This is a genomic window from Photobacterium aquimaris (assembly GCF_002954455.1).
Lineage (GTDB): Bacteria > Pseudomonadota > Gammaproteobacteria > Enterobacterales > Vibrionaceae > Photobacterium > Photobacterium aquimaris.
The window spans coordinates 2,179,313-2,193,492 of the sequence record NZ_MSCC01000001.1 but is presented as its reverse complement, the minus strand read 5'-3'; the positions used below and the strand labels follow the sequence as shown (position 1 = coordinate 2,193,492).

Annotated in this window: 13 protein-coding genes; 9 read left to right on the top strand and 4 right to left on the bottom strand. The window is 41.4% G+C overall.

What is annotated here, in order from left to right:
- Positions 1–1,892: 1,892 nt before the first annotated feature.
- Complete coding sequence (locus BTN98_RS09615; RefSeq protein WP_060998766.1) at positions 1,893–2,207, bottom strand: DUF3301 domain-containing protein; 315 nt, start codon at positions 2,205–2,207, stop codon at positions 1,893–1,895.
- 31 nt (positions 2,208–2,238) lie between these two features.
- Positions 2,239–3,285: a DUF3549 family protein gene (locus BTN98_RS09610; RefSeq protein ID WP_082732176.1), complete on the bottom strand. Its 1,047-nt coding sequence runs from the start codon at positions 3,283–3,285 to the stop codon at positions 2,239–2,241.
- Positions 3,286–3,440: 155 nt separating this feature from the next.
- Between BTN98_RS09610 and BTN98_RS09605 the strand changes: the two genes are divergently transcribed.
- The 3 genes from BTN98_RS09605 to BTN98_RS09595 all read left to right on the top strand — a co-directional run bounded on the left by BTN98_RS09605 (position 3,441) and on the right by BTN98_RS09595 (position 5,100).
- A complete protein-coding gene (locus tag BTN98_RS09605) occupies positions 3,441–3,758 on the top strand; it encodes a YqcC family protein (RefSeq protein WP_060998764.1) in 318 nt (105 codons plus the stop codon).
- Between the two features lie 9 nt (positions 3,759–3,767).
- A complete protein-coding gene (gene truC / locus BTN98_RS09600) occupies positions 3,768–4,541 on the top strand; it encodes a tRNA pseudouridine(65) synthase TruC (RefSeq protein ID WP_060998763.1) in 774 nt (257 codons plus the stop codon).
- 97 nt (positions 4,542–4,638) lie between these two features.
- On the top strand, positions 4,639–5,100 hold the full coding sequence (locus BTN98_RS09595; protein ID WP_060998762.1) for a flavodoxin: 462 nt from the start codon (positions 4,639–4,641) through the stop codon (positions 5,098–5,100).
- Between the two features lie 134 nt (positions 5,101–5,234).
- Here BTN98_RS09595 and glnD read toward each other — a convergent pair whose 3' ends face one another.
- Together glnD and map are read right to left on the bottom strand one after the other, a co-directional pair.
- Complete coding sequence (gene glnD / locus BTN98_RS09590) at positions 5,235–7,856, bottom strand: bifunctional uridylyltransferase/uridylyl-removing protein GlnD (protein WP_060998761.1); 2,622 nt, start codon at positions 7,854–7,856, stop codon at positions 5,235–5,237.
- A gap of 137 nt (positions 7,857–7,993) precedes the next feature.
- Complete coding sequence (gene map, locus BTN98_RS09585) at positions 7,994–8,833, bottom strand: type I methionyl aminopeptidase (protein WP_060998760.1); 840 nt, start codon at positions 8,831–8,833, stop codon at positions 7,994–7,996.
- Between the two features lie 373 nt (positions 8,834–9,206).
- Here map and rpsB point away from each other — a divergent pair, with 373 nt between their 5' ends.
- The 6 genes from rpsB to BTN98_RS09555 all read left to right on the top strand — a co-directional run bounded on the left by rpsB (position 9,207) and on the right by BTN98_RS09555 (position 14,138).
- Positions 9,207–9,935: a 30S ribosomal protein S2 gene (gene rpsB / locus BTN98_RS09580; RefSeq protein WP_060998759.1), complete on the top strand. Its 729-nt coding sequence runs from the start codon at positions 9,207–9,209 to the stop codon at positions 9,933–9,935.
- 116 nt (positions 9,936–10,051) lie between these two features.
- On the top strand, positions 10,052–10,897 hold the full coding sequence (gene tsf, locus BTN98_RS09575; protein ID WP_060998758.1) for a translation elongation factor Ts: 846 nt from the start codon (positions 10,052–10,054) through the stop codon (positions 10,895–10,897).
- A gap of 91 nt (positions 10,898–10,988) precedes the next feature.
- Positions 10,989–11,717 carry a UMP kinase gene (gene pyrH / locus BTN98_RS09570; RefSeq protein WP_060998757.1) on the top strand — a complete coding sequence of 243 codons (729 nt, stop codon included), beginning with the start codon at positions 10,989–10,991 and terminating at the stop codon, positions 11,715–11,717.
- 67 nt (positions 11,718–11,784) lie between these two features.
- Positions 11,785–12,342, top strand: a complete 558-nt coding sequence (frr, locus tag BTN98_RS09565; protein ID WP_060998756.1) for a ribosome recycling factor — start codon at positions 11,785–11,787, stop codon at positions 12,340–12,342.
- Positions 12,343–12,419: 77 nt separating this feature from the next.
- Complete coding sequence (locus BTN98_RS09560; protein ID WP_060998755.1) at positions 12,420–13,181, top strand: isoprenyl transferase; 762 nt, start codon at positions 12,420–12,422, stop codon at positions 13,179–13,181.
- Positions 13,182–13,289: 108 nt separating this feature from the next.
- The gene (locus BTN98_RS09555) at positions 13,290–14,138 is read left to right on the top strand and encodes a phosphatidate cytidylyltransferase (protein WP_060998754.1); all 849 of its coding nucleotides are present in this window, start codon (positions 13,290–13,292) and stop codon (positions 14,136–14,138) included.
- Positions 14,139–14,180 lie beyond the last annotated feature (42 nt).

The window sequence follows — 14,180 nt, the reverse complement described above, 5'->3', positions numbered from 1 at the left end:
GGAAGACACTAGGACAAACTTCAGGATGAAGTAAGGAACACCTCTAGGATTGAGGCATAAAGGATCACTTCAGGATGAAGTAAAGGACACCTCCAGGAAGGAGATGAGAGTCAGAGCAGGATGCGATGACGGGTTAGGATAGCCATAGGAACAACTTCAGGATGAAGTACAAAGGATAATGCTGACGGAACACAGCAGTCAAAGGATGGATGCAGGGAGCAACATAGTAGCGGGATAGCTGCAAGTAAGACCTCAGGGCGCGACGAAAGTCGCGCCCGCTCTTTTTTGTGGGTAGAAGAAAAAATAATCTAATCAGTTGTCGTGATAGATTTGTTTGACTCTTTGATAGTCGACTTGTTTTTATTCGCACCTCGCACCTCGCACCTCGCACCTCGCACTTCATATCTAACTGACTAATAAAGATATTTTTCTTTATGTGAATAAGTGTGATAACTCGTGAATAGCTTTTGACTACTTGCTGTGTGCGAGATCTCTTACAAATCTGTGGGAGATAAGCATTACAATTGTGACTATATATCTATGCTTTTTGCGTAACTATATGTTTAATAATGTTTTAGTTATATATGGTAATAAATATTCATAAAAATAAAAAAACACATTTTGCAAGATATAGGATTTAGGCGATAAGTCGCATAATATTAGTGGTGTCGAAAGGATACGACATACCGGAACAGGAAAGTGCCACGGATACAGGCAGTCTCAGGATGAGATACTGGTAAACTAGGATGGTTTATCGGATAGGGAATGTGAAGGGAATATCGCAGGATGCGATAATAAGTAAACAGGATGTTTACTGGTCAGGAAGACATTAGGACAAACTTCAGGATGAAGTAAGGAACACCTCTAGGATTGAGGCATAAAGGATCACTTCAGGATGAAGTAAAGGACACCTCCAGGAAGGAGATGAGAGTCAGAGCAGGATGCGATGACGGGTTAGGATAGCCATAGGAACAACTTCAGGATGAAGTACAAAGGACAATGCTGACGGAACACAGCAGTCAAAGGATGGATGCAGGGAGCAACATAGTAGCGGGATAGCTGCAAGTAAGACCTCAGGGCGCGACGAAAGTCGCGCCCGCTCTTTTTTGTGGGTAGAAGAAAAAATAATCTAATCAGTTGTCGTAATAGATTTGTTTTGACTCTTTGATAGTCGACTTGTTTTTATTCACACCTCACACCTCACACCTCACACCTCACACCTCACACCTCGACTTTTTAATATTGTTACAACCAATGGCGTTATTCTACTGTTCCTGTAAGAGATCTCTCACAAAGCTGTGGGATTATTTCGTTATTAGTTACTATTAAAGTGGGGGATAAATATTTATTTGATTACTTATCAATGACTTGAGTTTTAATTCATCAATATTAATAAGTGTTAAGATTATTTAATGGAATATTTCATATTGCGTCATTTTTGCCGTGGGGTAATATGTTGCTATCAGCTGGAGCTGACAAGGATTAAGGAATAGCCATGGAATTGGCTGCTTAGGAAGAGCACATAGGTGATGAGGATGATCATCTAGCAGGATGCGAGGATCTTCTGGGATAGAAGACCATAGATGGGATATCTATTAGTCAGGATGACTATATTCTAGGATGGAATAGCAATACTTCAAAACGAAGTCAGGAACAACTTCTAATGAAGTAAAGGACACCTCCTTAGCGGAGAGAGAGTCAGTGTTGGATATGCTGATGGGTCAGGGATTACCGAAGAATGACTTCTAGGATGAAGTTAAGATTTACCAGGGGATTTACGCATATCAAGGATTGATGGCAAGGAGCACAATAGTAGCGGGATAGCTGCAAGTAATATCTAAGGGCGTGGCAATTATTATTGTCACGCCCATTCTTTTTAAAGGAGTGACCAATCAGTAATCACTGCTTTCTGGAATACGATGTGGCGGCAAATAAAAATAGCTTGCTCGAAGACGCTTCATTTCAAGATAGCCTTGATACACATCGACACCATCAGCCGAAAATTCAAATACGAATACCGTTCGCCAGCCCCATTCGCCATGATGATCTTTAAGTTTTTGCTCTCCGCGAGCAAAGCTGATCATTTGCAGGCCCATATTTTTACAGCGTTGTTCAATATAATACTGTGCTAGTTCGGTTTGACGTCGTTGCTGCCAAAATAAAAAGCCAATAGTCGCAATAATTAAAATGCCGAACAGATTACCCATATAAAAAAGCCCTTATAGACTATAAATGCAATCAGTGATTTTTAGTATGTTGCTGTAGTTTTTGAATTGCAGTAACCAGGGCTGGATCTGCTTGTCCATGCAATATTTGTAGCATGATTCCACGTAATAATGGCTGCATTACGAGATCTGTAAATAATTGGTTAAACAATGTTTGATCTTGGGTTTCAGCTAAACGTAATAAAAACAATGAAGCAATATTGGTATCGCTAAAGCCACTCCAACAACGACCCGCAATCGCAATTAATACTTCGCGATGACATAGTGCTGGCTGATTTAATATTGTGAATAATGTTTGTTGTAATTGTTGTGGGGCACTACCAGCTAGCGCACGTACTAATGCAGCAATTAAAAATAAGTCGGGTTGAGATTGCTGGCACTCAAGGGCTAAACGTTCGCTGATACGTTGCGTGAGAGGATCTGGTATCGTGCAATGCTCAAGACAACCTAATAATGCATACAGTGGTGTCATTGGCAGATGATTGAGAGCCTTACGTAATAATGTCGCATTATTGTGTTGTGAAATGCGGGCACTGATATCAGCTAATCCTTGTAGTCCGATATGTTGCCATTGCTGCCAATCTTGTTGACCAGATAAATATGCTTGTGCATCAGCATAATATTGACTAGGTGGTAACGACAGTAATACTCGTAGTTGCGCATTAAAAATTGCCATCTTGTCGTCATTAGGTTTAAACGTGTAAGGATTGTTAGCCAGTTTTTGTTGCTCATCTTCTGTTGGCGTACTATTGAGACTCGCTCCCATCGCTTCAATCACATACTTAATAAAGTCACCAACAGCGGCTTGTTTTAAGAGTCCGCGCTCATCAAGTGGTAAGCGTAAAAACCATACCCAAGGTGGTTGCTGGTGTTGCCAAAATGAAATTGCGATGTGCGCATGTTGTTGTAGTGGCCATGGATAGGGCTGGCGATTTTCTTCAACCGCTTTAAATTGGCTGATTTCAATTTCGTTAACGCGACGACCTAAATCGAAAATATTATAACGACAACCCGCGTTATCAAGTAGTTGAGTTAAAGTATGAAACGTTTCCATGGACATGATAAATAAAGCTCCTTTAATCAGCTTGTCAGTATAATTACTAGCGTTGACTCAGCATACCTGTGAATAGACTGCTAATCACCATAATATAGTTGGGGCATGACTGCTGAAATGCTATCCTGCGCCGTTTTTATTATCAACCAAGAGGGGCTGAGGTGGATAAATATCATCAAAGTCAGCAATTACTCGCTCAGTTAGAAAATAGATTACAGCACCATCAGTACTGGGAAACGATCGCCCCTGAACCTCAATCTTTGGCGAGTATTGAGCCATTTGCGATTGATACTTTGGCTTGTCATCAATGGTTGCAATGGATTTTTATTCCTAAACTACGTTATTTAATTACGCATAATTTACCGTTACCGACTCAGTTTGCGATTACTCCTTATGTTGAAGAGGCGATGAAAAATCAACCTGGAATGGCTGATATTGTGGTGACTGTACGTGAAATTGATCAATTGTTTAAAGATTAAGTGAGCATAATGGAACTGGAAATTTTATACCGCGATGATGCGTTAATTGCCGTCAATAAACCTGCAGGTATGTTAGTACATCGTTCTTGGCTAGATAGCCATGAAACGGTATTTGTGATGCAAACTTTACGCGATCAAATTGGTCAGCATGTGTTTCCATTGCACCGTTTAGATAGACCGACATCTGGAGTACTGCTATTTGCACTTTCAAGTGAAATTGCAGCCATGATGATGCCGTTATTTGCGGGTCGAGATATACATAAAACTTACCATGCCATTGTCAGAGGCTGGGTCAAAGAAGCTGCGGTGCTAGATTATCCATTGAAAGTGATGCTAGATAAAATTGCCGATAAAAAAGCCTCTGAAGACAAAGAACCGCAAGAGGCAATTACTGCTTATGCACCATTAGCAACTGTTGAAACAAATATTGCAGTAGGCCCTTATGCGACTAGTCGTTATAGTTTAGTTGAGATGAAGCCTGAAACCGGTCGTAAACATCAACTGCGCCGTCATATGCATCATTTAAATCATCATATGATTGGTGATGTTAATTATGGAGACGGTAAGCATAATCGTATGTTCCGCGAACATCTTGATTGTCATCGATTGATGTTACATGCGTCACGATTACAGTTTACGCATCCATTAACTGGGGCTGCGGTGGATATTCGAGCTAATGTTGATGAGGTCTGGCAACAGGTAATGACAACATTTAGCTGGTCGCCAACATTGTTGTTAAATACTCCCGATACAATCACAGTAACAATAATGAATGCGTTGTAGTGCAAACTTCTTAGGTTAAATACTTGCTTTTCTTTGGTGTAATAGCCAGATTGGTAGGAGTCCCTTATTGAGGACATCTTACAGCAAAGGAGAGCGAATGAATAAGTTAGGCATATTTGTAGGCTCTGTATATGGTGGAGCAGAAGAGTTAGCTGAAACATTAGCTGCCAAATTAACATCAGTACCGGTTGAGATTTTCTTTGATTCAACCTTAGATGACTTTATGGCCTATGATGCTGACACCGTGTTAGTGATAACGTCGACCACAGGTCAAGGTGAGATTCCAGAAAACCTTTTACCGCTATATGTTGCTTTAAAGGATCAATTTCCACTATTGCCCAAGCAACGTTATGGTGTGATTGCCTTAGGTGATTCTAGCTATGGTGAAGATCGTTTTTGTGGAGCTGGGCGTCAATTTGATGCGTTATTAAGTGAGCTTAATTCACAGTCAGTCCAACCACGATTAGATATTGACGCTGGCGTTCATTTTGAACCGTTAGAGGTTGCTGAGGGATGGTTTTCTCAATTTGTAACAACGGCTGAGCAAGCGGCAGCATAATTAAATTGTTGAGATAACTGTCGCGCGATTAAATTAATGGTTACCCCGTCGCAATTAACGGAGTATGGCGTACATTGTCATCTCTAGATAAATAACAACACCGTCGTTAAATACGGTGTTGTTATGGTTGTTATTTAAGCATGTTTGTTAATCGTTAAGATCAGTGTTTGGCGTAATAATTGTTGCTGCTCGGTGGTTAAACGACCACCAGTTTCATTGACAATAATAAAAAAGTCTTCTGCACGCTCACCAATTGTGGTGATCTTTGCTGCTTGTAAACTAATATTTAGTTCCGCAAATACCGCACCTATCTTTGCCAATAAACCTGGCATATCCAGCGCAACTAATTCCATCATCGTTTTACGGCCAGTTTTGGTCGCTAAAAACTCCACTTTGGTCGCTACATTAAAATGAAGTAGCTTGCGCGGTGCACGGCGAATCTTACGTTCAGATTTCATTACCGTTAGCGCTTTCGTGAGATTTCTTATAATACCGACATGGCGATTTTCATTGATCGCTTTACCATTGGGATCCAGTACCATAAACGTATCAAGAGTGTAGCCATCTTTACTGTTCATGATCTGCGCATCATGAATACTGAGGTTTTTCTTATCTAGCTCTGAGACCACAATCGCAAACAGTTTGGCTTTATCTTTACTGTAAATAAATACTTCTGTGCCGCCACGGGTCGCTTTCTTACTCATTAAGATAATCGGTTTATCGCCACTATGTTTTAATAGTGCCTGTGCATGCCATGCTAATTGTTTATGGGTGTGACGCAGGAAATAATCGGCTTTAAAACGACGCCACAGGACTTCAATATCACGAGGTATAAAGCCTTTACTGCGCAAGATTGCTGATGCTAGCTGTTGGTTATGACGAATACGACCACGCATATCTGGCGTTTTTTCCAGTCCGCGGCGTAACGTCTTTTGGGTTGAGTAGTAAAGCTCAGCCAGTAATGTACGCTTCCAGCTATTCCATAAGTCTTGGTTAGTAGCACAAATATCGGCAACGGTTAAACAGACTAAATAATCTAAATGTTCTTCATCGCCTACTTGTTTGGCAAATTCAGCCACCACTTCAGGATCGTAAATATCACGTCGCTGTGCAGTAACCGACATTAATAAATGTTTTTGCACTAACCATGCGACTGTTTCTGCATCAGGGTGGGACAGTCCGTGTTCGATACAAAAATCATAAGCATCTACCGCACCTAACTCGGAGTGATCACCACCGCGCCCTTTAGCGATATCATGAAATATCGCCGCTAAAATCAAGATCTCTTTTTTGATTAAACGTGGGTAAACCTCACAACAAATAGGGTGCTGTGAGTGATGTTCAGGATCGTTGAACTTATGCAGATTTTTAATCACACGAATACTATGTTCATCGACGGTATAAACATGAAATAAATCAAATTGCATTTGACCAACAATATGACTCCACTGTGGCAGGTATGCTGCAATAACGCCATGACGATGCATTAATCGAAATGCTTTTTGAAGTGCATTGGGTTGGCGTACTAATTCCATGAATTTTTCACGAGCGGCTGGAATTTCAATCAAAAAACGATTTAAGCGTCGACGAGCGGTGCGTAATTGGCGCAGAGTGGGCGCTGCAATGCCTTCGATATCAGAGTTTTGAGCAATATGAAGAAACATATCGAGGATGGTTTCAGGTCGCGCTTGAAATAACGCAGGTTTAGTTGCTTCAATCAAATTGCCACGTAATTGAAAATCATCATTCAATATAATGGGAGCTAAACGTGCATCAGGCTTAATGATCGCTTCATCAAACAGTTGTAGTAGCATCTTATTGAGCTCAGCAACACGGCGCAGAATTCGATAAAAAGCCTTCATCATCATTTCAACAGCTTGGTTTCCTTCACCATGGTAATCGAGGTGTGCTGCGACTGAGGGTTGATGATCAAAGGTGAGGCGATTGTCATAACGACGTAGCTCAATGTGGAGCGCAAATCGAATTCGCCACAAGGCATTTTGACATTCAACCAATTCACGGTATTCAGCATCAGTTAAAAAGCCATGATGACTCATTTCTAATAAGCTGGTGGCACCAAAATGACGCCGTGCAACCCAGCTAAGAGTGTGAATATCACGTAAACCACCAGGACTAGATTTAATATCTGGCTCAAGATTATAGGTGGTATCGTGGTAGCGAGCATGACGCACTCGTTGCTCTTCAAGTTTAGCTTGAAAGAATGTTTCACTTGGCCAAAATTGTGGCGAATTAATAGCGACAGTTAATTGATGAAAAGTTTGCTGATTACCGCATAAGAAGCGTGACTCAGTTAAATTGGTCGCAACAGTTAGATCATCTTTGCCAACCGCAATACATTCATCGACAGTACGTACACTTTGGCCGACCTCTAACCGTAAATCCCATAATAGCGTGATAAGCGCACTAACATTATTAGCGACGTCTTCTTCTAATGGATGCTGGCTTAATATTAATAAATCGACATCTGATAATGGGTGTAATTCTCCACGGCCATAGCCCCCAACGGCAATTAATGCCAGATCTGGTTGTTGTTCAAAGCCATAAAAACGCCATAGTCGAATCAAAAGCTGATCGATAAATTGGCTGCGCTCTGTGACCAAATCAATAATCGATTTTTGTTGTTTAAATTGATGCTTTTGCTCTTCAGAAAAATGATTAAGGGCACTGCGTAGGCTGTCGAGCGTAATGGCATCATCGAGGTAATCAGAAAGTTGCGTCGCTGAAATGTCAGTCATTGCTATCCGTGCGGTAAAGGTATCTTAAGATCACTATAACCATTTCGAGCGCTGAACTGTATCGCTAGATATAAAAAAACCGACACAGGAGGTCGGTTTCTTGGATTTCAGGATGTACTGTAATTGCAGATGCCGAATTATGCGTTATGCATTAGGCGTGGCAATGTTTCTTCTTTACGTAACGTTAAGATTTCACAGCCATCTTTGGTTACTAGTAAAGTGTGTTCCCACTGTGCTGATTTTTTACCATCAACAGTGTATACTGTCCAGCCATCTTGCTCATCTGATTCACAGCTGAATTTACCAGCATTAATCATTGGCTCAATAGTAAAGCACATGCCTTCTTTCATGACAGTGCGATCGCTATTTTTATAGTGAACAACTTGTGGTTCTTCATGGAATTCATTACCAATACCATGACCACAGTAATCTTTCACGATAGAAAAACGGCTGCTGCCTGCTTTAATGAATTTTTGAATAGCGGTACCAAGATCGCCAATTTTTGCGCCCGGTTTTACTTTTTTGATTGCCAGATAAAGGCTTTCTTGAGCAACGCGGCAAAGGCGTTTGTCTTCAAGAGATACTTCACCTACTTCAAACATCTTTGAAGTATCACCATGGTAACCGTCTTTAATCACTGTCACGTCAATATTAATGATGTCGCCATCTTTTAATACTGCTGGCTTGTTATACTTACCACCTGCTTCTACAACAATTTCATCTTTAGATGCAGGAATGCCGTGGCAAACAACGTGGTTAATTGAGGTACACACAGATTTAGGAAAGCCGTGGTAGTTCAACGGCGCTGGAATTGCTTGTTGAACTTGTGTGATGTAGTCATGACAAATTTTGTCTAACTCTTCTGTGGTCACACCTGCCTTTACATGCGGTTCGATCATTTCTAATACGTCTGCTGCCAAACGGCCAGCAACACGCATTTTTTCAATTTCTTCAGCCGTTTTGATCTTAATGCTCATAAAATCGTCTCAATCTGTATGTTTCTGTATGGTTGTTATATTACCAGCCGCAAGGGGTTAAAGGGAAGATAAGATTAGTTCTCATATCCAATTTTGACTGGATTTTATTGGCCGTTCTATGGTATAAAGCGCGCCGTAAACAGTGATTTTGTTTCTGTTATAAGTGAAAATTTGACCCTTCGCTGGTTAAGTTGACGTGTATTAATGGTACAACTTGATTGGATTACACATACTATTATTTATTATTCACACATATCGACACATCTGCCGGGGTGCTCAGTTACTTATTGTAAGTAACAATGGCGATTACGCTGTTATCGGGTCGGTTTTAAGATGGGATATGTGGACGCCTAACCCCATAGAGGATTATTCAATGGCAACTGTATCAATGCGCGACATGCTTCAGGCTGGTGTACACTTTGGTCACCAAACTCGTTACTGGAACCCAAAAATGAAGCCATTCATTTTCGGCGCTCGTAACCGTGTACACATCATCAACCTAGAAAAAACTGTACCAATGTTCAATGCAGCACTAGCTGAAATTGAAAAAATTGCTGCACGTAAAGGTAAAGTTCTTTTCGTTGGTACTAAGCGCGCAGCTAGCGAATCAATCAAAGAAGCAGCAATCAGCTGTGACCAGTACTACGTAAACAACCGTTGGTTGGGTGGTATGTTGACTAACTGGAAAACTGTTCGTCAATCAATCAAGCGTCTTAAAGAACTTGAAGCTCAATCTATTGATGGTACTTTCGAAAAGCTAACCAAGAAAGAAGCGCTTATGCGTACTCGTGAAATGGAAAAGCTTGAGAAATCACTAGGTGGTATTAAGAACATGGGCGGCCTACCAGACGCAATGTTCGTAATCGGCGCTGACTGTGAGCACATCGCAATCAAAGAAGCTAACAACCTAGGTATCCCAGTATTTGCTGTTGTTGATACTAACTCTGATCCAGACGGCGTTGATTTCGTTATCCCAGGTAACGATGACGCAATCCGCGCGATTCAGCTTTACACTGGTTCTGTAGCTCAAACTGTTAAAGAAGCTCGTAACCAAGATATCGCTGTTCAAGCAGAAGAAGACGGTTTCGTAGCTGAAGCTTAATAGCCTGCTGCTTACATAAGCATCTTAAGTTACCTTGCGTAAACTAAGAATGGTTACCAGGGGCCGATAATGGCCCCTGATTTTTACTCAACGAATTCAAATCTGAGGATTATCACATGGCAACAGTTACAGCTGCCCTAGTTAAAGAACTGCGTGAACGTACTGGCGCAGGTATGATGGATTGTAAGAAAGCACTAGTAGAAGCTAACGCTGATATCGAGCTAGCAATCGAAAACATGCGTAAGAGCGGTGCTGCTAAGGCTGCTAAAAAAGCAGGTAACGTAGCAGCTGAAGGTACTATCATCATCAAAGATGCTGACGGTAAAGCAGCTCTTGTTGAAGTAAACTGCCAGACTGACTTCGTTGCTAAAGACGGTAGCTTCCTAGCATTCGCTAACGCTGTAGCTGATGCTGCACTTGCTAGCCACGCTACAGTTGAAGAGCTTCAAGCACAATTTGAAGAAGCACGTATCGAGCTAGTAGCTAAGATCGGTGAGAACATCTCTATCCGTCGCGTAGCTTACATTGCTGGTGAAAAAGTTTCTGCTTACACTCACGGTGCTCGCATCGCAGTAGTTGTTGCTGGTAACGGCGACGAAGAAACACTTAAGCACATCGCAATGCACGTTGCTGCATCTAAGCCTGAGTACGTTAACCCATCAGACGTACCTGCTGACGTTGTTGCTAAAGAGCGTGAAGTTCAAGTTGAAATCGCTATGAACGAAGGCAAGCCACAAGCTATCGCTGAGAAGATGGTTGAAGGTCGCATGAAGAAGTTCACTGGCGAAGTTTCTCTAACTGGTCAAGCTTTCATCATGGAACCAAAGAAAACTGTTGGCGATATCTTGAAAGAAACAGGCGCTACAGTAACTAACTTCGTACGTCTAGAAGTTGGCGAAGGTATCGAGAAAGCTCAAGAAATGAGCTTTGCTGAAGAAGTAGCAGCTGTTCAAAAAGGTTAATCCTTTTTAATCAGAATACCAAAGACCGCAACCGACGTTGCGGTCTTTTTACAACTCCATATCTCAAAATCAGCTTGGAAGGTAAAAAAACATGACCACAAACCCTAAACCAACTTATCAACGCATTCTTCTAAAACTAAGTGGTGAAGCACTACAGGGTAAAGAAGGATTTGGTATTGACGCTCAAGTTCTTGACCGTATGGCACAAGAAGTAAAAGAACTCGTTGAATTAGGTGTTCAAGTCGGCCTTGTTATCGGTGGTGGTAACCTATTCCGTGGTGCTGGTCTGGCTGAAGCGGGTATGAACCGAGTTGTGGGCGACCACATGGGTATGCTAGCAACGGTAATGAACGGCTTAGCAATGCGTGATGCGCTGCACCGTGCCTATGTGAACGCGCGTGTAATGTCTGCTATTCCTTTAAATGGCGTATGTGATAACTATAACTGGGCTGATGCGATCAGTCAGTTACGCCAAGGCCGTGTTGTTATTTTCTCTGCCGGTACAGGCAATCCGTTCTTCACAACAGATTCTGCTGCATGTCTTCGTGGTATCGAAATCGAAGCTGATGTAGTATTAAAAGCAACAAAAGTTGAAGGCGTGTTCACGGATGATCCAGTTAAAAATCCAGATGCTACGCTTTGTGAAAAGCTGAGCTACCAAGATGTACTTGAAAAAGAACTTAAGGTAATGGATTTGGCTGCATTTACTCTTGCTCGTGATCACAACATGCCAATTCGTGTATTTAACATGAATAAGCCAGGTGCATTGCGCCGTGTTGTGATGGGTGAGCAAGAAGGTACGCTGATCACTAACGCTTAAGCCTTGTGAATTTAATGTAGTGTTGAAAATCAGCACTATGATGACAGCATAATTTAAGGTATTTATCGTGATTAACGAAATTAAACAAGATGCGCAAACGCGCATGGAAAAAAGCGTAGAAGCGCTTCGTAACCAACTAGTAAAGATCCGTACAGGTCGTGCACATCCAAGCCTACTTGATACGATTCATGTTGAGTACTACGGTGCAAATACCCCGCTAAACCAAGTTGCTAACGTAGTTGCAGAAGACTCTCGTACATTAGCGATTACTGTTTTTGACCGTGAGCTTGCGCCTAAAGTTGAAAAAGCGATTATGATGTCTGATTTGGGTCTGAACCCAATGTCTGCGGGTACGGTAATTCGTGTACCATTGCCACCGCTAACAGAAGAGCGTCGTCGTGATCTGGTTAAGATTGTACGTGCTGAAGCTGAGCAAAGCCGTGTAGCGGTACGTAATATTCGTCGTGATGCTAACGCAACAGTTAAATCTTTACTAAAAGATAAAGATATTTCTGAAGATGATGATCGCCGCGCACAAGATGAAGTTCAGAAACTAACAGATGAAGCTATCAAGAATATTGAAGCTGTTCTTGAAGTAAAAGAAAAAGAGCTGATGGAAGTTTAAGACATTATTGTCTTAATTTAGCTGACAAAGTTAAGGCGCTGTGCGGCAGCACAGCGCTTTTTTTTTGAGGGATAAATATGGCACAACCTTCAATAGACGCTGTTCCTTCAGCCGACTATCTTCCACAACACATCGCAGTGATTATGGATGGTAATGGCCGTTGGGCTAAAGCCAAAGGTAAAGCGCGAGTATTTGGCCATAAAGCAGGTGTAGAAGCAGTACGTAAGACCGTTTCTACTGCAAATCGACTTGGTATTAAAGTTGTTACACTGTTTGCTTTCAGTAGTGAAAATTGGCGTCGTCCAGAGGATGAGGTCTCATTACTAATGGAATTATTCATGACTGTTTTAGGTCGTGAAGTTAAAAGACTACATAAAAATAATATTCGATTATGTATTATCGGAGACAAAAGTCGCTTCAGTGCTCGGTTGCAGAAAAAAATTGCAGCAGCAGAGTTACTAACTGAAGGTAATACTGGGCTAGTGTTAAATGTGGCTGCTAACTATGGCGGTCAATGGGATATTCTTCAAGCCACGAAGCAAATGATGCAACGTGTTATTGAACAACAACTTGATATTGAATCTCTGACTGAAAAAGATTTAGAGCAAGGGTTAGTGACTCAAGGCTTACCAAATGTTGATCTGTTAATTCGTACCAGTGGTGAATGTCGCATTAGTAACTTTATGCTGTGGCAAACCGCCTATGCTGAATTATATTTCACTGAGCAACATTGGCCTGACTTTGATGAGCAAAGTTTAGTTAATGCTGTGGCATGGTTTGTTAATCGTGAACGTCGTTTTGGTTGTACTGGCGAGCAGATACAAGCTTTGTTAAAATAAAAGTCATTATTTTCGCCAATGCGCAGGGTTGTGTGTTGGCGTTATTGTTTAAGTAACGGTTTTTTCCGATACTAAATATTATATCTCCTATATAAAAGAGGACGCAGTTTGCTCAAGCAACGAATTATTACCGCGCTAATCCTCGCGCCACTCGTCATTGCAGGAATATTTTTTCTGCCGTTGCCTGCTTTTATTATTGCGATGGCTGCAATAACCTTAGTTGGCTTCTGGGAGTGGACGCAGTTTGTTAACGCATCATCACGTATTAATGCGATGATTTTACCGACGATCATGCTGGGAGCAAGCATCGCGCTGTTACCTACCGATCCTGCTTCTCTTTCTCATCCCGGTGACATCTATCGCGCGATATTACTTATTGGTGGTTTATGGTGGTTGGTCGCATCTGCATTAGCGATTAGTTATCCTAAAAGTGCTGATTTTTGGTCAAAGAAACCGTTTTTAAAACAAATTTTTGGCTTGCTCACATTATTGCCTTTTTTTTGGAGTATTTTAATGCTCCGTGCCGTGAATTATGACAATAATCCGTATCATGGTGCTTGCTTAGTTTTACTAGTGTGCTTATTAGTGTGGGCTGCCGATACTGGTGCTTATTTCTCTGGCAAGCGTTTTGGTAAGCATAAGATGGCGCCTGCGGTGAGTCCAAATAAAACTATTGAAGGACTTATTGGTGGAGCCTGTCTTGCTATTTTAGTGACTTGGTTAGGTTCACACTTATTATCGATTGAGTTTTCATCATTAGGTCAATTATTCTTTATTGCTATTGTCACCGTGATTATTTCCGTTTTAGGCGACTTAGTTGAAAGTATGTTTAAACGTGTTTCTGGCATTAAAGATAGCGGTAATATATTACCTGGACATGGTGGTATTCTAGATCGAATTGATAGTTTAACTGCAGCGATCCCTGTATTTGCGTTGCTCTATCTGTGGCTAATATAATTAATAATAGCCATCTCTTCTAAAGGCAGCTATTTCGCTGCC

Coding starts and splice junctions, on each gene's coding strand:
- rpsB (WP_060998759.1), top strand. CDS start 9,207: ATGGCAACTGTATCAATGCGCGACATGCTTCAGGCTGGTGTACACTTT.
- BTN98_RS09610 (WP_082732176.1), bottom strand. CDS start 3,285: ATGTCCATGGAAACGTTTCATACTTTAACTCAACTACTTGATAACGCG.
- BTN98_RS09560 (WP_060998755.1), top strand. CDS start 12,420: ATGGCACAACCTTCAATAGACGCTGTTCCTTCAGCCGACTATCTTCCA.
- pyrH (WP_060998757.1), top strand. CDS start 10,989: ATGACCACAAACCCTAAACCAACTTATCAACGCATTCTTCTAAAACTA.
- truC (WP_060998763.1), top strand. CDS start 3,768: ATGGAACTGGAAATTTTATACCGCGATGATGCGTTAATTGCCGTCAAT.
- glnD (WP_060998761.1), bottom strand. CDS start 7,856: ATGACTGACATTTCAGCGACGCAACTTTCTGATTACCTCGATGATGCC.
- tsf (WP_060998758.1), top strand. CDS start 10,052: ATGGCAACAGTTACAGCTGCCCTAGTTAAAGAACTGCGTGAACGTACT.
- BTN98_RS09615 (WP_060998766.1), bottom strand. CDS start 2,207: ATGGGTAATCTGTTCGGCATTTTAATTATTGCGACTATTGGCTTTTTA.
- BTN98_RS09595 (WP_060998762.1), top strand. CDS start 4,639: ATGAATAAGTTAGGCATATTTGTAGGCTCTGTATATGGTGGAGCAGAA.
- map (WP_060998760.1), bottom strand. CDS start 8,833: ATGAGCATTAAGATCAAAACGGCTGAAGAAATTGAAAAAATGCGTGTT.